The sequence below is a fragment of the Streptomyces sp. NPDC015144 genome (genome assembly GCF_043079735.1).
Classification (GTDB): domain Bacteria; phylum Actinomycetota; class Actinomycetes; order Streptomycetales; family Streptomycetaceae; genus Streptomyces.
The window spans coordinates 269,248-288,101 of the sequence record NZ_JBIBUU010000007.1 but is presented as its reverse complement, the minus strand read 5'-3'; the positions used below and the strand labels follow the sequence as shown (position 1 = coordinate 288,101).

General features: G+C 74.5%; 15 protein-coding genes. 4 read left to right on the top strand and 11 right to left on the bottom strand.

The window, feature by feature from the left end:
• Positions 1 to 114 precede the first annotated feature (114 nt).
• Both ACF08W_RS15420 and speB read right to left on the bottom strand, forming a co-directional pair.
• On the bottom strand, positions 115 to 1,092 hold the full coding sequence (locus ACF08W_RS15420) for a serine hydrolase (protein ID WP_352273856.1): 978 nt from the start codon (positions 1,090 to 1,092) through the stop codon (positions 115 to 117).
• A 185-nt stretch (positions 1,093 to 1,277) separates the two neighbouring features.
• Positions 1,278 to 2,246: an agmatinase gene (gene speB, locus ACF08W_RS15415; RefSeq protein WP_352273855.1), complete on the bottom strand. Its 969-nt coding sequence runs from the start codon at positions 2,244 to 2,246 to the stop codon at positions 1,278 to 1,280.
• 156 nt (positions 2,247 to 2,402) lie between these two features.
• Between speB and ACF08W_RS15410 the strand changes: the two genes are divergently transcribed.
• Positions 2,403 to 3,902, top strand: coding sequence for a PucR family transcriptional regulator ligand-binding domain-containing protein (locus ACF08W_RS15410; protein WP_392279492.1), 1,500 nt, complete (start codon positions 2,403 to 2,405; stop codon positions 3,900 to 3,902).
• 38 nt (positions 3,903 to 3,940) lie between these two features.
• Here ACF08W_RS15410 and ACF08W_RS15405 read toward each other — a convergent pair whose 3' ends face one another.
• The 4 genes from ACF08W_RS15405 to ACF08W_RS15390 all read right to left on the bottom strand — a co-directional run bounded on the left by ACF08W_RS15405 (position 3,941) and on the right by ACF08W_RS15390 (position 8,963).
• Positions 3,941 to 5,131: a lanthionine synthetase LanC family protein gene (locus ACF08W_RS15405; RefSeq protein ID WP_385210118.1), complete on the bottom strand. Its 1,191-nt coding sequence runs from the start codon at positions 5,129 to 5,131 to the stop codon at positions 3,941 to 3,943.
• A 127-nt stretch (positions 5,132 to 5,258) separates the two neighbouring features.
• Complete coding sequence (locus ACF08W_RS15400; RefSeq protein ID WP_392279491.1) at positions 5,259 to 5,423, bottom strand: hypothetical protein; 165 nt, start codon at positions 5,421 to 5,423, stop codon at positions 5,259 to 5,261.
• A complete protein-coding gene (locus ACF08W_RS15395; protein ID WP_392279490.1) occupies positions 5,387 to 8,110 on the bottom strand; it encodes a lantibiotic dehydratase in 2,724 nt (907 codons plus the stop codon). Before ACF08W_RS15395 ends, ACF08W_RS15400 begins: the two co-directional genes overlap by 37 nt.
• 1 nt (position 8,111) lies before the next feature.
• Complete coding sequence (locus tag ACF08W_RS15390; protein ID WP_392279489.1) at positions 8,112 to 8,963, bottom strand: thiopeptide-type bacteriocin biosynthesis protein; 852 nt, start codon at positions 8,961 to 8,963, stop codon at positions 8,112 to 8,114.
• A 609-nt stretch (positions 8,964 to 9,572) separates the two neighbouring features.
• Between ACF08W_RS15390 and ACF08W_RS15385 the strand changes: the two genes are divergently transcribed.
• From ACF08W_RS15385 to ACF08W_RS15375, 3 genes are all read left to right on the top strand, one after another.
• A complete protein-coding gene (locus ACF08W_RS15385; protein WP_352273849.1) occupies positions 9,573 to 9,989 on the top strand; it encodes a peptidase inhibitor family I36 protein in 417 nt (138 codons plus the stop codon).
• Between the two features lie 160 nt (positions 9,990 to 10,149).
• Positions 10,150 to 11,307: an acyl-CoA dehydrogenase family protein gene (locus ACF08W_RS15380; protein ID WP_352273848.1), complete on the top strand. Its 1,158-nt coding sequence runs from the start codon at positions 10,150 to 10,152 to the stop codon at positions 11,305 to 11,307.
• Positions 11,308 to 11,327: 20 nt separating this feature from the next.
• Positions 11,328 to 12,203, top strand: a complete 876-nt coding sequence (locus ACF08W_RS15375) for an acyl-CoA thioesterase II (protein ID WP_366296931.1) — start codon at positions 11,328 to 11,330, stop codon at positions 12,201 to 12,203.
• A gap of 15 nt (positions 12,204 to 12,218) precedes the next feature.
• Here ACF08W_RS15375 and ACF08W_RS15370 read toward each other — a convergent pair whose 3' ends face one another.
• From ACF08W_RS15370 to ACF08W_RS15350, 5 genes are all read right to left on the bottom strand, one after another.
• Positions 12,219 to 13,850, bottom strand: coding sequence for an NACHT domain-containing protein (locus tag ACF08W_RS15370; RefSeq protein WP_392279488.1), 1,632 nt, complete (start codon positions 13,848 to 13,850; stop codon positions 12,219 to 12,221).
• A gap of 261 nt (positions 13,851 to 14,111) precedes the next feature.
• A complete protein-coding gene (locus tag ACF08W_RS15365) occupies positions 14,112 to 14,897 on the bottom strand; it encodes a phosphatase (RefSeq protein WP_352273845.1) in 786 nt (261 codons plus the stop codon).
• 15 nt (positions 14,898 to 14,912) lie between these two features.
• Complete coding sequence (locus ACF08W_RS15360) at positions 14,913 to 16,430, bottom strand: DUF6056 family protein (protein ID WP_392279487.1); 1,518 nt, start codon at positions 16,428 to 16,430, stop codon at positions 14,913 to 14,915.
• Positions 16,427 to 17,962, bottom strand: a complete 1,536-nt coding sequence (locus tag ACF08W_RS15355) for a glycosyltransferase (RefSeq protein WP_352273843.1) — start codon at positions 17,960 to 17,962, stop codon at positions 16,427 to 16,429. The genes ACF08W_RS15360 and ACF08W_RS15355 overlap by 4 nt, the downstream gene beginning before the upstream one ends.
• A 178-nt stretch (positions 17,963 to 18,140) precedes the next feature.
• Positions 18,141 to 18,749: a TetR/AcrR family transcriptional regulator gene (locus ACF08W_RS15350; protein ID WP_352273842.1), complete on the bottom strand. Its 609-nt coding sequence runs from the start codon at positions 18,747 to 18,749 to the stop codon at positions 18,141 to 18,143.
• Between the last annotated feature and the right edge of the window lie 105 nt (positions 18,750 to 18,854).

Genomic DNA, 18,854 nt, shown 5'->3' with positions numbered 1-18,854 from the left:
CCGTCAGACCTGGTCTACCGGAAGGCACCAACGCGGCCGGCCTCGGATTTCATCCCGCCGTTACAAAGACGGGCCTCAGGGCGTGTCCGGCGGATCAGGTCGTAGGCCGTCGGTCTACGACCGCTGCGGTGTCGCGGTGAGCATGCGGACGGCGGGGGCCTCCGGGACCGCGGGGACGGCCTCCTGCGGGGCGGCGGGCGGGGCGACGGTCGTGGTGGTGCTCGCGGCGACCGCCGGGTTGAGGTCCTTGTGGACGGCGCGGGCGACGGCCTGGATGGTGTTGATGCCGTCGTTCATCGTCTTGTTGTCGTGGGTGAGCACGGTGATGGCGTAGTCGTGGCCCTTGCCGGTGAAGGCGCCGATGCTGTGGACGCGCCAGCCGTGGGTGGCGCGCGGCAGCCAGCCGTTCTTGACCTGGACGGTCACCCCGGCGGGAGCTCCGGCCGGGGTGCCCCAGCGCTGGGCGGAGACGACCTTCTTCATCAGGCCGAGCTCGTAGGCGCGGGAGTTGTCGCTGAGCACGCTGTTCTTCACGGTGAGCAGGTGCAGGAGCCGAAGCTCGTCCTGGGCGGTGATCCGGGTGAGTCCCCAGTAGCCGCCGGAGCCGGGCACGGTGTGCGTCATCCCGGCGGCCTTGAGGAAGCCCTTGATCTTGGTGACGCCGAGCTGCTTCCACAGGCTGGTGGTCGCGTCGTTGTCGGACTTGGTGATCATGGCCGTGGCCAGGTTGATCTCGCGCTGGGTGAGGTAGCGGTTCTGCTTCTTGTTGTCCCAGAGCAGGGTGGCCAGCACGGTCGCCTTCACCACGCTGGCGGAGTCGTACGCGCTGGTGGCGCGCAGGGTGCAGTTGGTCTTGGTGGTGCGGTCGTAGAGCGCCACGGCGGTGGTGGACTTACGGTTCTTGAGCGCGGCGGTGATGTCCTTCGACAGCTTGGCGGCGAGCCCCGCCTTGCCGGAGGTGCAGCTCACCGTCGGTGTCGTCGCCGCGGCGGCGGGTGCGGCACCGAGCGCCACCGGTGCGAGTACGCCGGCCGCGAGCGCGACGGACAGCGCGCCCCGCGTGCGGCGGGATATGTGGGATCCAGCGGTCATGAGGCTTCCCCGTTCCCCGAGTCATCGTTTCGGGCGCGCGCCCGGCACGCCCGAAACACATGACTCCTGGGGAACGGAAAAGTTGTACGAGACACGCGTTGTGCGGCTCACATCACCCGGCGAGGTGTGCCGGTGTCATGCGGGCGGCGCAGTCGGCACCGGCCGTCGGCGGGTGCCGTGCGGGCTCACTTCGTCCGGGCGGCGGCGATCTGCCGGGACATGATCGTGGTCAGCTCGTAGGCGGTGTGCGAGGCGGCGACGGAGGTGATCTCGGCGTGGTCGTACGCCGGGGCGACCTCGACGAGGTCGGCGGAGACCAGGTGGCAGGAGGCGAGGCCGCGGAGGATCTCCAGGAGCTCGCGGGAGGTCAGGCCGCCGGCCTCGGGGGTGCCGGTGCCGGGGGCGTGCGCCGGGTCCAGGACGTCGATGTCGATGGAGATGTACAGCGGGCGGTCGCCGATCCGCTGGCGGAGCTGGTCGGCGATCTCGTCGACGCCGCGCCGCATGACGTCGGCGGAGGTGACGATGCCGAAGCCCATCTTCTCGTCGTCGGTGAGGTCCTGCTTGCCGTAGAGCGGGCCGCGGGTGCCGACGTGGGAGAGGGCGGAGGTGTCGAGGATGCCCTCCTCGACGGCGCGGCGGAACGGGGTGCCGTGGGTGTACTCGGCGCCGAAGTAGGTGTCCCAGGTGTCGAGGTGGGCGTCGAAGTGGAGCAGGGCGACCGGGCCGTGCTTCTTCGCGACGGAGCGCAGCAGCGGCAGGGCGATGGTGTGGTCGCCGCCGAGCGTCATCAGCCGGGCGCCGGTGCCGAGCAGGTCGTCGGCGGCGGCCTCGATCGTCTCGACGGCCTCGTTGATGTTGAACGGGTTGGCCGCGATGTCCCCGGCGTCGGCGACCTGGGCGAGCGCGAACGGGGAGGCGTCCTGGGCCGGGTTGTACGGGCGCAGCAGGCGCGAGGCCTCACGGATCGCGTTGCCGCCGAAGCGGGCGCCGGGGCGGTAGGAGACGCCGGTGTCGAAGGGCACGCCGACGACGGCGACGTCGGTGGTGCCGACCTCGTCGAGGCGGGGCAGCCGGGCGAAGGTGGCGGGGCCGGCGTACCGGGGGACGCGGGAGGAGTCGACGGGGCCGCGCGGCGTTTCGTTGCTGCTCATGTGGGGTGCCTTTCCTTCGCTTCTCGATCACGTACGCGGGTGGCGTGCCGCCGGGGGTGGCAGGCGGCGTACGTGTCCGATGTTCCGACAGGAAGAACGGTAGGTGGCCCGCGCACCGCGCTGAAGAGTACGTTTCATCCATCATCGCCGTTCTGTATGGATGGATCGTCCATGTCCCAGATCCCGCCCGGCTCCCCCCTGTCCCCGGCCCCGCCGCCCACTCCCCCGGTGCCGCTGGCGGAGCTGCTCGCCCGTGAGGAGCTGGGGCTGCGGCTGATCGCGGGGTCGGCCGACGCGGAGCTGCTGTGGGTGCACACCTCGGAGATGGCCGACCCGTACCCGTATCTGCTCGGCGGTGAGCTGCTGCTGACGGCCGGGGTGCAGCTGACGGACCCGGACACCTTCGTGGCCCGGCTGGTGGAGGCGGGGGCGGCGGCGCTGGGGTTCGGGGTGACGCCGGTGTTCGACACGGTGCCCCGGGGGCTGGTCGAGGCGTGCGAGCGGCACGGGCTCCCGCTGGTGGAGGTGGGGCCGGGTACGCCGTTCACAGCGATCGCCCGCGCGGTGTGGCGGCTGATGGCCGAGGCCCGCCTGCGCGAGCTGCGCCGGGTGACGCGGGCCCAGCAGGCGCTGGCCTCGGCGGCGGCCCGCCCGGACCCGGTCCCGGCGGTCCTGCGCCAGCTGGCGGTCCAGCTGGGCGGCCGGGCCGTCCTGCTCACCGCCCAGGGCGAGGAGTTGCACGCCTCGGGCCGTCTTCCGGCGCCGGACGTCCGGGCGGCGCTGGCCCGGCTGGTCCGGGTGGTCGCGGCCGGGGAGCGCCCCGGTCCGGCGTCGGCCGGGGACACGCTGCGGGAGACCCGGCTGTCGGCGTACGCGCTGGGCGGCGGGCAGGGGCTCGTCCTGGCGCTGGCGACGGACCGGCGGGAGGCGGGTGACCACACGATCGCCGGGGTCGCGGTCGTGCTGCTCTCCCTGCTGGCCGCCCCGCACCAGGGCGCGGACGCGGCGGGCCGGTCGGCGGCCCTGGTGCGGCTGCTGCTGGGCGCGGGCCCGCAGGACGTGGCGCCGCTGCTCGGGGGCGCGGAGGAGTGGACGGTGGTGCACGCGCGGCGCAGCGGGGACAGGCCGGTGGACCCGCTGACCACGGGGGCGCTGGGGGCGGCGCTCGGTTCGGCCCTGGTCGACGCGGGCCGGGGCGGCGACGCGGTACGGGTGCTGGTCCCCGCGCTCCCCGGCGGCGGCCGGATCACCCCGCAGCCGGGCTGGGTCCTGGGCGCCTCCGCCCCCGCCGCCCTCCCCGCCCTCGCCGACGCCGACCGGCAGGCCGCCCGCGCCCTGGGCCGCGCCGTCGCCACCCGGACCCCGCTGGCGCACCACCGCGACCCCGCCGGCACCGGCCTGGCCGCGCTGGTCCCCGCCGACCGGGCCGAGGCGCACGCCCGCGCCCTGCTCGCCCCGCTCACCGAACCGCTGGCCGAGACGCTGCGCTGCTGGCTGAGCCTGCACGGGAGCTGGGACCGGACGGCCGCCGCCCTGCGGATCCACCGCAACACGGTCCGCCAGCGCATCACCCGCTGCGCGGCCCTGCTGGACGCGGACCTGGACGACATGGACGTACGGACGGAGCTGTGGTTCGCCCTGCGGAACCTGCGCTGAGGGTCTGCCGGGTGACCCCGGCCGGCGCTGCGGCCCCGTCAGCGCAGCCCGAGACAGGGCAGCCAGTCGCGCGAGGCGGGGTGGGTGACGGTGAGCAGCGCCGCGAGGGCGCCGGGGGCCCCGTCGAGGAGGGCGGCGGACGGGCGGGCGGCGGCGAGGGCGTCCGGGAGGCGGCTGCCCAGGTGCTCGGTGAGGCGGGCGGCGAGCGGGGCGGCGGCGGGCACCCGGGCCCAGCGGTGGAAGGCGTCCGCCACGACGAGGACGCCCGCCGCGCCGTGGCAGAGCCCGAGCCGGTCGGTCAGCGGGGCCCCGTAGAGGTGGAAGGCCATGTCGTACTGGTCGGCGACGGTGGTGAAGGCGTGCGCCGCCCAGTCGGCGGTCTCCCGGTCGCCCAGCGCGTCGGCCGCGTCCCAGAGCGCCCAGGTGATGCCCGGGGTTCCGTAGCACCAGGCCTGCCGGGACAGCGGGCCGGTGGGCGGCGGGCCGTCGAGCCCGGCCCCGTCCCAGCTCCGGACCGAGCGGGCGTCGTCGAAGGACTGCCGGATCAGCCAGCGGACGGCGCGGCGCAGGGCGTTGGTCAGCCGGGGGCGCGGGCCGGTGCGGCGGACGGCGGCGGTGAGCGCGGCGGCGAGCCCGGCCACACCGTGGCCCATTCCGGTGTTGACCCGGCCGTGGAGCCAGCCCAGATGCGGGTGGCCGGCGTACTGGCCGATGCGCAGTCGGCGCAGCTCCCCGTCGTCGCAGAGCAGCGCCAAGTGGGCTGCGTACGGGAGGAGTTGACGGCTGGTCGGTTCGGGTTCCCCGGCGCAGAGGGCGAGCAGGGTGCCGGAGGGGCCGCCGATGAGGTCGTAGTCGGGCAGGCCGACGTCGGTCGTGCGCCAGGGGTGCGCGGCGGCCCGGTCGAGGAGGTGGTCGCGGAGCCGGTCGGCGGCGCGGTGCAGCGGCGGGTGGATACGGGCGGCCATGCGCAGCCCGGTGAACGTGCCGGCCAGGCCGCCGTCGTACAGGCCGTCGTGGGAGGGGCCCCGGCCGACCGTCCGCGCCCAGGCCGACACCGCGCGCCGGACGGTGTCGGCCGCGCCCGTCCCGTGGGTCTCCGCGACGAGGGCGGCCAGTACGGGGACGCCGGGGTCGGGGGCGACGTGGGGGCCCCGGGCGAAGTCGTCGAGGAACCGGACGGCGAGGTCGAGGGCGGCCCGGCGGGGCGGAGCCTGGTTACCTGGGTGCATCGGAGCTCCTCGTCGGGGAGCCACCCGTACCGGTCCGGGTGGCTCCGTTCGGCTCGACGACGGACACGGGGTCCGCGGGGGATCCGGCTGCCGGCGGTGGCGCGGGCCGGTAGCCGTCGGGGGACGGTCAGCAGTTGATGGCGGATCCGCAGATGGTCGAGTTGCCACAGATGACGACCGTGGCACAGACGAGGCTGTCGCTGGCCTCCACGGCGGGCAGGTCGGCGCTGGTGATCCGCTCGTCCAGCTCGTCGATCAGGTGGTCGAGGTCGGTGAGCTCCATGATGGGCATGGCGTTTCTCCTTGGTTCTCTCCGGTGTTTCCTGTGGGTGTTGGCCGCCCCGGGCCGCTCGCATCGGGTGCGGGCGGGCCGGGGACGTCGGGGAGGAGGGCGGCGGCCCCGGCCGCCGCCTCCTGGGGGGTCCGGTCGAAGGGGAGCCTGAGCAGCAGACCGGCGGCCACCGGTTCGCCCCGGTGCAGCGCGTCGCGCAGCACCGGTCCCCGCTCCCCGGCCTGCGGGCCGGGCAGCATCTCCTCCAGGACCAGTTCGTCACCGGGGGCGGCACGGACCCGGTCGATGACGTCGAGGGCGGTCAGCGCGTCGAGGTCGGCCGGTACCGGCTTCGCCCCGAACGCCGGCCGTACGAAGACGAAGCGCGGCAGCCCCGCGGTGCGTCGGAGCGTGCCGAGGATCCGGACCCGGTCGAGGTCGTCGTCCTCCCGCCGCCACAGCAGGGCGCGCTCCACCCGCCAGGTGGCCGGGCAGACCACCAGGTCGGGGCCGGCCGTCACCCGGGGCGCGCGGGTGACGGCGGGGGCCGCGGGGCCGACGGGGCCCGGGGGCAGGGCTTCGGCGAGGCCGTCCAGGCCGGTCACGGTGCCCGACCAGGGGTGGCCGGCGGCGAGCAGCAGCCGTACCAGGCGGTCGTAGGGCGGCATCGGGTTGCGGGTGGCGTGGTGGACGGGCAGGAGGCGCACCCCGTCCGCCTCGGCGACGATCCGGGCGCCCGACCGGCGCAGGGTGATGCGGTCCAGCGGCAGGTAGCGCTGGTCGGGGCCGCCGGGCGCGAAGTACGCGGCCGGGTTGGGGTCGCCCGTCCACCAGCGGGTGAGGACGGGGCGCCGGACGGTGTTGGCGGCGTGGCCGTCGACCGGGGGCACCAGCAGTTCCACGAACCGCACCCCCGCGTGCCGTTCCACGGCGGCCAGGAACTCCCGGTAGGCGTCGGCGGTGTCGTAGCCGCCGTGGAGTTCCCGGAGCGCCTCGGTGAACCGGGCGTCGATGATCCCGGCGGGCGAGGCCGTCTCCAGGACCGCGAGCGGTCCCGGCCCGGCCAGCGGGCGCAGCAGGCAGTCCAGCGGCCAGGGCGGTACGACGTCGTCGGCCGGCGGCGCACCGAGGGCGTCCAGCAGGGCGTCGTCCACGTCCACGCAGGGCTCGGCCGCGCGGTCGGCGAGGTGGGCGAGGAGCCGGGCGTATCCGGACGCGGGGTCGTGCGCCGGGTGCCAGCCGTGGTGGCGGTTCGGGCCCCGGGCGGGGGGCGCGGGCGCGTCCGGCGCCAGGAGCGCGGCGAGGACCGCGCCGAGCGGGCGGGGGTGCTCGTCGAGCCCCTCGGTGCCGGGGACGGGGGGCGGCGCGCCGGTGCCGGCGGCCCGGTCGGCGCGGCGCAGGGCGGCGATCCGGTGGGCGGTACCGAGGGCGCGCTGGACGCGGGCGGCGGCCGGTCCGGGGACGCGGGCGCCCACGGCGCGGTACGAGTCGAGGAAGCGGTCGTCGTCCGTCCCGGGCTCCGCGCCCCGGTCCTCGGGGCGGGGCAGCGTGCCGGAGGCGGTGACCCGGGCGGCCGGGAACCATGGGGTGTGGTGGCGGCGGGGGGCCGCGCAGGGCTGGAGCACGCCCAGACCGACGAGGTGGGCGAGGAAGCCGCGCAGGACGGCGGGATCGGAGACCGGCAGCGCGTGCTCCAACTCCGCGAGGGTGAGCGGCCCTTCGGCGAACACAACGAGGACGCGGTCGAGGAGGGCGGTGCGCCGCAGGGCGGTCTGCCGCAGCCGCCCGGGGTCGGCCGGGTCGACCGCGTACGCACGCAGGGTGCCGCCCGTCCCGGTGCCGTCGGCGCCGTCCTCGGTGAGATGCAGCGGGGCGAGGGCCAGCGCGGTCGCCGGGTCGGCGGTGCGCAGGTCCTGGGCGGCGGCCCGGACCCGTACCGTGTGGACGTTCTCCACCACCTCGGCGGCCAGCGCGGCGAGTTCGGCGCCGGGGGTGAGGAGCCGCCCGCCCGCCGCCGGACCGCCGACCGGGACCGGGGCCACCTGCCCCACCCAGCCGCGCGGCGTGGTCTTCACCGCCGACCGGCCCAGCACCCGCCACAGATGGGCGGATCGTTTGCGCAGCCGCTTCCCGGTCCACCGCTCCCCCGCGGCCAGCCGGGCGGCCACCTCCGCCACCAGCCCGGGATGCGCCGCGTCCAGGAACTCCCGCAGCACCGGGTCGGCGCGGACCAGCGTCCAGCCGAGCCCCGCCACCCGCTCGCGCTCCGCCGCGGTCTCCCGCTCCAGGGCCGCCCGCTCCCGGCGGGCCCGGTCGGCCGCCCCGGACAGCCCGGCCGCCTCCCGGGCCGGCCCGGCGGCCCCGGGCAGCCCCAGGAGGAAGTCGTGGTCCGTCCCGGTGGGCGCCGCTCCCGCGTGCAGCCGCCGGCGCAGGGCGAGCACCCGGCGGCGCTCGGCGGCCGTCAGACGCGGGTCGGGGACGAGGCCGCCCAGCTCCTCGGCCAGTCTTCGGGCGCGCGCGGCCCGCCGCCCGGCGTCGTCGGCGTACGCGAGGACCCGGCCGAACAGCCCGGAGCCGCCCGCGGCCGTCCACGTCGAACAGGGGACGCCGGCCGCCCGCACCAGCGCGGTGGCGCCGAGCAGCGGTCCCCGGGCCGCGTCGGAGCGGGCGGGACCCGGGACGGGGGCGGCGGTGCGGAATCCGGTCATGTCAGTCCACCGCCCCGTCGTCGGCCAGCGCCTCGGTGAGCAGGCTCTGCCGGGCGAACGAGAACCGGCCCCGGTTCCAGTGGAAGATCACGGCGTAGGCGGCGGCACGGCGCGGCCCGCGCACCGCGTCCCCGGACTCGAAGTAGCCGGTGCGCCAGTGGTCGGCGGCCCGGCGCACCGCGTCGCCGTGGCCCTCGGCCACCGCCCGGCACTCCCCGGGCAGGGCGGCGAGCAGTCGGTCGCGGGGCTGCCGCCAGTGGGCGCGGATCCCCTCGGCGGCACGGCGGAGCGCGGCGTCGCGCAGCCCGTCGGGCAGGCCGCGCCCGGTGTCGGTGCGGACCGCGTCCCAGACGCCCCGGTGCTCCCAGCCGACGATCCGGAGTCCGTCGAACATGTCGCGGAGCAGGAAGAGGGAGAGCCGCCAGTCCGCGGCGGCCACGACCCCGGCGTCGGTTCCGGTGCCGGTGGCCGGGCAGCGGGTGTGGTGGTCGAGCCAGGCCAGGGAGTCGGCGGTGAACAGTTCGTGCACCCAGGGCATGGAGGCGGGGCCGCCGAAGAGATAGGACTCCGGTTCGTAGACCGCGCACACCGGGGGCCCGGCCAGCCCGTCGAACTCCCCCAGTCTGCCGAGGAGTTCGGTCCGCAGCGGTACGGTTCCGCCCGCCCCGTACGCCTGGAAGCGCAGCCGCATCCCCGGTGGCTTGTGCATGAAGAAGAAGGCGCGCGCGGTGTCGGCGGCGAGGAGGTCGCGTGCGGTGCCGGCGAGCCATGCGTACAGCCGCGGCCAGGCCGTCGGCCTCGGGGTCAGGTTGACCTGGACCCAGCTCGCTTCCGGGTGATTCACCCCCAGCATGGGACCTCCGTGTGTCGTACGGGTGCGGTGCGGTGCAGGGCGATGCGGGGTGATGCGGTGCGACGCGGTACACGGCGTGCGCTGTGATGCGGTGCGGTGCGTTGCGTCGTGGTGCGTGGGCCGTGCGCGGCCACCGGTGCGTGGGCCGTGACGGTGCGGGGCGCGGGGGCGGTTCGGGGCCGCCCGGTGAGTCCGCGGGGCCGTGGGGCCGGCCCGGGTGCGCACGGTGTCCGCGGAGCTTCGCGGTGGGGACCGGCTGCGCCGGACGGATGCGGGACCGTCCTTCTCGCCTGTGTCGGCCTGGTTCAGGCCCTTCGTCACTCACTTTTCCCGGGGAAGCACCGACTGAAAGAGATGGGGGCATTAGTCATATCTTGGATGGGTGTGCGCTTGGCGTGACCGACGGGACGCGAGCGCGAGCGGCCGCGCCGGTGCACCCCGGGACGCCCCGGTCCCAAAGCGGGCTCCGAGCGCCCCCGCGTCCGCCTGTCCGCGCAGGTCGCGGCCGTGCCACGCTGCTGGGCGGGCCGGGCACCCCCGTGCGCCGGCCCCGGCTGGAGCAGCAGCCGCCGTCAGGAGAAGCAGCCGTCAGGAGAAGAGGTTTCCGCCATGCACCGCATCAGCGCGCTCACCGTCGCCTCGCTCGCCTTGGCCCTCGGACTCGGCACCGGCCCGGTGGCGGCCACCACCGCCACCGCCGCGCCCCCTTCGCACACCGCCGCCACCGCGCACGCCACGACCGCCCGGGCCGCCTACAGCTGCAGCCCCGGGTACTTCTGCATCTACAGCGACTGGAACGGGGGCGGCACGCGCTGTCAGTGGTCCGACAGCCAGCGGGCCAACACCGCCGACGACTGCTCCTTCATCCAGAAGGGCAAGAACGTCCTCTCGGTGTGGAACGGCACCGGCCACCGCGTGCAGTACTACACCAAGACCAACTACAACGACCGGGTCGGCTCCACCGCCGCCGGCAGCGGCGGCAACCTCCAGGGCAGCTACCAGATCCGCTCGTTCAAGCCCCAGTAGTCCGGCCGGGTGCCGGGTCGGGCCCCCGGGTCCGGCCCGGCGCGGCGTGCTGCGCATCACCTGGACAGTGCCGGTGACCCTTGGGTAACTTCTAACGGTCTGAGCAAGCGCTTAGCCAGTCCGGCCGAAGCCCGACCGCAGCCGACCAAGGAGGCATCCCGTGCGCCGTACGGTATACAACGAGGACCACGAGGCGTTCCGGGAGACCATCCGCGCCTTCATCGAGGCCGAGGTCGTCCCGCACTACGACGAGTGGTTCCAGCAGGGCATCGTGCCGCGCGAGTTCTACGGCAAGCTCGCCGACCTGGGCCTGTTCGGCATCAACGTGCCCGAGGAGTTCGGCGGCGCCGGGCTGGAGACGCACAAGTTCGAGGCCGTCCAGTACGAGGAGACGGCCCGCGCGGGCGTCAACTTCGGCGGGTCCAACGTGCATGTGCTGCTCGCCCTCCCGTACATCAAGATGCTCGCCACGGACGACCAGAAGAAGCGCTACCTGCCGAAGTTCGTCTCCGCCGAGGAGATGTGGGCGCTCGCGATGACCGAGCCGGGCACCGGCTCCGACCTCGCGGGGATGAAGACCACCGCCAAGCTCTCGGACGACGGCACCCACTACGTGCTCAACGGTTCCAAGACCTTCATCACCGGCGGCGTCCACGCCGACCGGGTGATCGTCTGCGCCCGCACCTCCGCGCCGACCGCCGAGGACCGCCGCTTCGGCATCTCGCTGTTCGCCGTCGACACCAAGTCCGAGGGCTACTCGATCGGCCGCAAGCTCGACAAGCTCGGCCTGCGCACGTCCGACACCGCCGAGCTGGCGTTCGTCGACGTGAAGGTGCCCGTCGCCGACCTGCTCGGCGAGGAGAACAAGGGCTTCCACTACCTCGGCCAGAACCTGCCGTCCGAGCGCTGGGGCATCGCCCACGGCGCGTACGCGCAGGCCAAGGCCGCCGTGGAGTTCGCCAAGAGCTACGTCCAGGAGCGCACGGTCTTCGGCAAGACGGTGGCGTCCTTCCAGAACACCAAGTTCGAACTGGCCGCCTGCCAGGCCGAGGTGGACGCCGCCGAGGCCGTCGCCGACCGCGCCCTGGAGGCGCTGGACGCCGGTGAGCTGAGCCCCGCCGAGGCCGCCTCCGCCAAGCTGTTCTGCACCGAGGTCGCGCACCGCGTCATCGACCGCTGCCTCCAGCTGCACGGCGGCTACGGCTACATGAACGAGTACCCGATCGCCCGCCTGTACGCGGACAACCGGGTCAACCGCATCTACGGCGGCACCAGCGAGGTCATGAAGTCGATCATCGCCAAGTCCATGGGCCTCTGAGGAACGACTCCGTCCGTCCCATGAGCACCGCACTCGATTCCCTGCTCGATCTGCTCGACCTGGAGCAGATCGAGCAGGACATCTTCCGGGGCACGAGCCGTTCCTCGCTCGTCCCCCGCGTCTTCGGCGGCCAGGTCGCGGCCCAGGCGCTGGTCGCCGCGGGCCGCACCGTCCCCGCCGAGCGGGGTGCCCACTCCCTGCACGCGTACTTCCTGCGGGCGGGCGATCCGGGCGCGCCGATCGTCTACAGCGTCGACCGCATCCGCGACGGCCGCTCCTTCACCACCCGCCGGGTCGTCGCCGTCCAGCACGGCCAGCCGGTCTTCCACCTCTCGGCGTCCTTCCAGACGTACGAGGAGGGCCTGGAGCACCAGGCGCCGATGCCGCCCGCCCCGGACCCGGAGACCCTGCCCACCGCCGCGCAGATGCTGCCCCGCCACGCGGACCGCTTCCGCGACCCGGGCGTGGTGGACCGGCTGATCGAGGCGCGGGCCGCGGTCGATCTGCGGTACGTGGACGAACCGCCCTTCGCCACCGTCGGCGAGCCCCGCGAGCCCCGCTCCCAGGTGTGGTTCCGCACCAACGGCAAGCTGGCGGACGACCCGCTGCTCCACGTCTGCCTGGCGACGTACGTCTCCGACATGACGCTGCTCGACTCGGTGCTCCTCGCCCACGGGCGCGGCGGCTGGACGGTCGGCGACGTGGTCGGGGCGAGCCTGGACCACGCGATGTGGTTCCACCGGCCGTTCCGGGCCGACGAATGGCTGCTGTACGACCAGGAGTCACCGTCCGCGTCCGGCGGGCGGGGCCTGGGCCAGGCCCGGATCTACACCCAGGACGGCCGGTTGGCGATCACCGTCATCCAGGAGGGCGTGGTCCGGGTGCCCCGGACCTGATCCTGGGCCGCCCGCTCAGGCCGACCGTTCCAGCGCCCGCATCTCCTCCGGGGTCATGCGGGCCGCCCGCGCCGCGAGATGGTCCTGGATGGTCTTGTGCAGGAAGGCGTGGCCGTCGCCCACGCGGCGCATGATCGCCCGGTCGGTCGCGTAGTCGAGGAAGCCCCGCTGGAGGTAGTCCGCCAACGGCGACCCCAGCAGCGGGAGGGGCACCTGGTAGAAGCCGACGAAGAGCCGGTAGACCGGGTTCGGCCGGCTGGCGGGGTTCCCGGCCTCGTATCCGCTCAGCCGGCGCATGGCCCGGAACACCGGGTACAGCCCGGCCGGCACCTGCTGCCTGACCACGTCGTCCGGGGCCTGGAGGATGACGCGCGTGAAGTCGTTGGCGTAGTACACCGTCGCGTGCGACTCCCCAAGGACCCGGGCGAGCCGCAGCAGACCGGCCCGCACCTGGCCGGCCGGGCGCTGCGGTGTGACCGGCCGCCCCTGCAGCGTCCGGTCCCGGTGGATCATGCGCTCGATGTAGGCGTCGAAGATGCGGCCCCTGCGCTCCTCCGTGTCGCCGAGGGCGGTGACCTCCTCCTCGTCCACGCCCTCGTAGGCGAGCGCGGCGACGCCCAGCATCAGCGGTGTGGTCAGCAGCCGGGCCAGTACCGGATCGGCGGCAGCGGCGACGGCCAGGCCGCGCAGCCCTTCGCCCGCGCTGTCGAGCAGCGCGTGCACGGCCGCGACGTCCATGGGCCGCACGCGGACCGCGCCGTTGACGGTGAGCCGTTCCTCCAGCTCCTCGTAGTCGGCCGAGCGGCAGGAGACGGCGATCGGGCAGTGCGGGTGTCCCTCGGCGCCGATCAGTGCGTTGACCGCGCGGACGCAGTCGGCGCGCAGGCCCGGAGCGACCTCGTCGAGCCCGTCCAGGACGAGGGCGAGGCCGTTGTCCCGGAGGAGGGCGAGCCCGGTTTCCCGGGGGACCCGGTAGCGGCTGTGCAACTCGTCGAGGACCCAGGGGACCATCGGTCCGCCGTGCCAGTCCGTCAGCAGCAGGACCACCGGAACGGGAGCGGCGTCGTCCCGCTCGGCCGCCGCGGCAAGGTACTCGGTCAGTTCGAGCATCCGCGAGGTCTTGCCCGCGCCGGGGTCGCCCAGGACGAGGAGCTGCGCGTGGTGACGGTCGAAGACCTCGCCGATCCGGGTTCCCGCGGGCAGCAGCACGCCTCCCTCCGGGCCCCCTGCCGCGAGCCGGGGGGCGCCCCAGGGGTCGTGCACGGCCGTCCGGTGCTCGGCGAGGCCCAGCTCGATCCGTACGGCGCGCTCCCGGGCCCGGTCCGCGCCCTCCGTCCAGCTGCGGCGCACCGCGTGCAGCAGGGCCGCGCGGACCCTGGCCCGCTCCTCGGCACCGAGCGCGAAGTCCGGCTCCGGCGGGACGAGGCCGCGCAGGTGCACGATGTAGAGGAGCAGGCCCACCACGGCGAAGGCGACGGCCGCGCCGATGACGAGCGCCTTCCGGCTCTCGCCCGCGAAGCCCTTGTAGATGTCGGGCAGCAGCCCGGCGGCGAGCTCCTGGAGAAGGAACAGGGCGAGCAGGACGAGCAGCCCGGTGAGAACCGGCTTCTGCCCGCGCCCGCGCGATCGACGCCCCGATGTGAACATGGGCCCCCCACGGCACTGGACATTCGCGGCACAGAGTAGCAACGGCGCGCGTGCGCGGCGGAGTTGCGGCACGCGCCACGGGACAGGCCCGGACCCGGCACGGAAGGGGCATCCGACGATCACGGGCGCCCGCCGGGCCGACCGACGAAGGGACGTCCGGCGCCCCCCCGCCCCCCGCCCGCCGGACCGGGCGCGGAAGGGGCATCCGGCGGTCACCGGCGCCCGCCACCCCCGGCCGGACACGGCCGATCCCGGCCGGGATCAGTCGGCGTCCAGCCCCGCCGCGTTCAGCAGGTAGGCCGTCATCGGGTCGTAGAAGCGCGGGTCGATCACGTGGTCGTCCAGCGGGACGGCGACCTGGAGGGTGCCTTCCGCCTCGCCGAGGAAGAGCGCCGGGTCGTTGCAGTCCGCGTACCCGACCGCGTCCAGGCCGCGCTGCGCGGCGCAGCCGGCCCAGCCGTGGTCGGCGACGACCAGGTCCGGGAGCGGGCGGCCCTCGCGCTCCAGGCCGTCCAGGATGGCGGCCATCGGGGCGGGCGAGTGGGTGTGCCAGAGCGTCGCGCCCCGCTCCTGCACGGCGACGTCCGCGAACTGGAAGACCATGCCCTCGTCGGCGACCAGCCCCGAGGGGATCCGGACGATCTCGCAGCCGGCCGCCCGCAGCGCCTGCGCGGTCTGCCGGTGCACGTCCAGCAGCCCGCCCGGGTGGCCGGTCGCGAACAGCACCCGTTCCGCGCCCGCCGCCGCCTTCCGCAGCCGGGCCGCCATCCGCTCCAGCGCGTCGACCGTCAGCTCCGGGTCGATGGTGTCCTGGCCGTACCGGTGCTCCGGGTCGTCGCTGACGCCGCAGCGCTCGGCCATCACCGCCAGCACGTCCTGCTCGTCACGCCACCGGTCCCCGAGCTCCAGGCCCAGCCAGTAGTGGCGGTCGCCGTTGGCGAGCTGCCGGTAGTGGGAGAGGTTGTTGTCGCGCGGTGTGGCGACATCCCCGGCGATACGCGTACGGACGAGGTGTTCGACGAGGGCGGCACGGCTCGGTATCGGCATGAACCCATTGTGCCGTCAGGGGTGCGCTCCGTGCCGGGAGTACGTGACCTTGTCCAGACCGTAGTACTGGGCGACGCACTGCGCGGGCCAGGGCCGTTGCCCGTGCCTGCCGAACGGTTCGACCATTCGGCCGACCGACACCGGGGTGTACGGGAGCACCCGGGCGCCGCGCGCCGCCCCTTCCCGCAGTGCCCGGTCCTGGCGGTCCCAGCGCTCGGCCCGGACCTCCATCTGCGTGCCGAGCCGGAGCAGGGGCGCGGCGAGTCCGACGCAGCTCAGCGCGCAGACGGCGGCGGCGACGGCGGCCACCGCCGTGCGCGCCCCCCGCCCGGCCCGCACCGCGCGCCCCAGCAGGGCGCCGAGAGCGGCCAGCAGCAGGACGTACACCAGCAGGAAGTCGCCCCAGACGCGGGCCGCGATCACCACCGTCGCGCCGAAGGCCGGGTACGTGATGACGGTGCAGAGGAAGCCGGAGACCAGGAAGGCGAGGGCCCCGGCGGCGGCCAGGAGCAGCGGCCTGCTCCGGAGCGGTCCGGGCTCCGCGCCCCCGTCCGGCCCGCCCGTGCCGGCCGTCCGCCCGGCGTCCCGGGCCAGCAGTCCGAGGAGCAGCCCGGCGGCGAGCGCCCCCAGGTACTGCCAGGTGGTGAGGACGGTGCCGAGGATCTCGCCGAAGGCCCGCAGCGCGGTGGCGAGCCGTCCCGCGTCGAGCATGGAACCGGCGTCGGCGCCGAAGCGCGAGCGCCGGGCGTGCGCGCCGGGCGAGGTGTAGAGCACGGCCACCCCGGCGACGATCCCGGCCAGGGCCAGCACGCACCAGCGGCGGACCAGGGTCCGGCCGGGCCCGGGGTGGGCGAGCGGTCCGAGCAGCAGCACCGTGGCGAGGAGGACGCAGGCCACGACCGCGGTCTCCTCGGAGAGCGTTCCGAAGAAGAACCCGCCCAGGAGCGCGACGCCGAGGGCGGCCGCTCTGCCCCGCCGGGTCCGGGCCCGCAGCAGCGGGATCACGGCGGCGCAGACCAGCACCGGGGCGAGGGTGTGCGAGACGGAGTTGGCGGGCCAGTAGAACACCTTGTACGTCTCGGGCGTCGCGAGGAAGAAGACCACCGCGACCATCGCGGCCGCGACCAGCGGCGTCCCGCGCGGCGCGGTCAGCCCCGTACGGCCAAGGACGGTGACGGCCAGCGCCCACAGGATGCCGACCATGGCCACCCCGCTGACCAGCGCGTACCAGCGGTGTCCGGAGGTGCCGAAGACTCCGTACGCGACGACCATCAGGGCGTTGGCGACGCGCCCGTTGTCCTCGTAGTAGAACTTCGCGATCATCCCGGAGGCGCCCTCGTCGCGGACGACGGGGAGGAAGCACCAGTCGTCCGCCCCGGGGCGGACCAGGCGGCCGATCCAGAAGACCGCGGCGAGCAGGGTGAACGGGAAGAGGCCGAGCGCCGCCGTCCAGCCGGTGGCCCGGCGGCGTGCGTCCCGCCGTTCCCGTTCCCGCTCCGGGGCCCGCGGGGTTTCGAGGGTGTCCGTGGTCATGCGCGGGTCTCTCCTTCGTGCGGGGCCCGGGGAGTTCCGGAGTCGATCGCCCAGCGGGCCAGCAGGAAGGAGAACGGGGTGGCCAGCAGCCCCGCGGTCAGGCCGGCGAGGGTCTTGTCCATGTCCAGCCCGCTCACCCCGAGGGTGAGCAGGGCGCCGCTGAGCACGAGGTTGACCGCGCTCGACAGGGGGTAGCGGGCGAACGCCTGCCAGGTCGGCCGGGTACGGCAGGTCAGGTACGAGTTGAGCAGGAAGGAGCCCACGACGCTGACCGCGTATCCGATGGCATGGGCGGCCAGATAGGGCATCCAGTCGTTCAGGGAGGCGTACACGGCGAGGTACACCGCCGTGTTGACGACGCCGATCGCGGCGAACGTCAGGAACTGCCTCCCGGTCCGGGAGCCGGTGGTGCGGGCTCCGGCGTCGCCGTGCGCCGATTCCTCCCGTACCCGCGCCACCTCGACCCGGTCGCCCGGGGCGGACGGTACGGAGCCGGACGGGGAGGAGAAAGAGGAGGGTGAACAAGGAGAAGGGGCCGAATGCACCGGCGCCGAATTCACCGTGACCAGCTCCGCCGGAATGCCGCGCATCAGGGCGGTTTCCAGGGATTCGCTCGTCTCCCGCACCAGGTAATGCGGTCTCCGTTTCGACTCGCAGTAGATACGGCCCACGTATTCGCCGATCACGCCCAGGGTGGCGAGCTGGATTCCACCGAGCGCCACGACGGCGGTGAGCAGCGTGGTGTAGCCGGGTACGCCGACCCCGTGCAGCGCGACGCCGGCGATGATCCACAGGGCGTATCCGAGGGCCGCCAGGGCGAGGGCGAGTCCGGCGTGGATGGCGAGGCGCAGGGGGCGGCTGTTGAAGGAGATCAGTCCGTCGATCCCGTAGTTCAGCAGCCGCCTGCCGCCCCATTTCGAGCTGCCGGCCGCGCGCCGGACGTTGCGGTAGGTGAAGGCCACGGTGTCGAAGCCGATCCAGGAGAAGATCCCCTTGGAGAACCGGTTGGTCTCGGGCAGGGCGAGTACGGCGTCCACGGCCCGCCGCGAGAGCAGCCGGAAGTCGCCCTCGCCGTCGACGACGGCCACGTCCATGCAGCGGCCCATGGCGCGGTAGTAGGCGGTGGAGAGGAGGGTGCGCAGGGCGCCCTCGCCGCTGCGGTCCCGGCGGGCCACGACCTGGTCGTAGCCGTGCCGGCGCAGCTCCAGCATGCGGGGCAGGAGTTCCGGCGGGTGCTGGAGGTCGGCGTCCATGAGGACGACGGCGTCGCCGCGGGACATGCCCAGCCCGGCGAGCATGGCGGCCTCCTTGCCGAAGTTGCGGCTGAAGGAGGTGTAGCGGACGCGGCGGTCGGCGGTGGCGAAGGCGCGGACGCGGGCGCGGGTCCCGTCGCCGCTGCCGTCGTCGACGTACACGATCTCGAACGTCTGCCGAGTCGGTTCGAGGGCGGCGATCAGCTCTCGGTGAAAGGACTCGATCACCTCGTCCTCATTGAAACAGGGAACGACGACCGAGACCTGGCATGTTTTCATTTCATTTCCCCAGCAGGCGCGGGCGAGACGCCTCAAACCATAAGCCCGGGGATCGCCGCGACACTCCGAGGAAATGGGCGAGGAAAGGGGGAAAGGGAGAAGGATTCAAGGAATCCCGCACCGTTCACACATCAATTCATATGTTCACCATTCCACGGCGGGGCGGGTCATAGGCCGCTCAGGGGCGGACCGCCGCCGCCTCGAACGCCCCGCGCGCCAGCCGGTGCAGCAGCGCCGCGGTCTCCGCACGGTCCGGCCGCACGCCGGGGCGGCCCAGGTGCGGGGTGGAGTTGAGCAGGCCGAAGACGGCGTGCACGGCGGCGCGCGCCTCGTACTCGGGCAGGTCCGGGTAGATGGCGCGGACCACCTCCACCCACACCTCGACGTACTGCCGCTGGAGCTGGCGGACCCGCTTGCGGTCGGCCTCGCGCAGCCGGTCCAGCTCGCGGTCGTGGAGGGTGATCAGGGGGCGGTCGTCGAGGGCGAAGTCGATGTGCCCCTCGATGAGCGCGTCGAGCAGCGCCCGCGGGGAACCCGCCCCGGCCGCCGCGTCCTCCGCGACGCGCAGCCGCCCGCCCGCCAGCAGCCGCTCGCTGATGCCGACCAGCAGCTCGGCGAGCATCGCGTCCTTGCCGGGGAAGTGGCGGTAGAGGCCGGGACCGCTGATGCCGACGGCGGCGCCTATCTCGTCGACACCGACGCCGTGGAAGCCGCGCTCGGCGAAGAGGCGGGCGGCCTCCCTGAGGATCTGCTCGCGGCGGGTGGGGGCGTCCGTCCTGGTGGTCATGGATTCGATTCTAGACAGTCGGGTTAGCGAACGTTAACCTGAGGAACGGACGTTAACGTTCACTAACGGCCGTCCGGTCGCCCGCCAGGGACGACGGGACAGCCC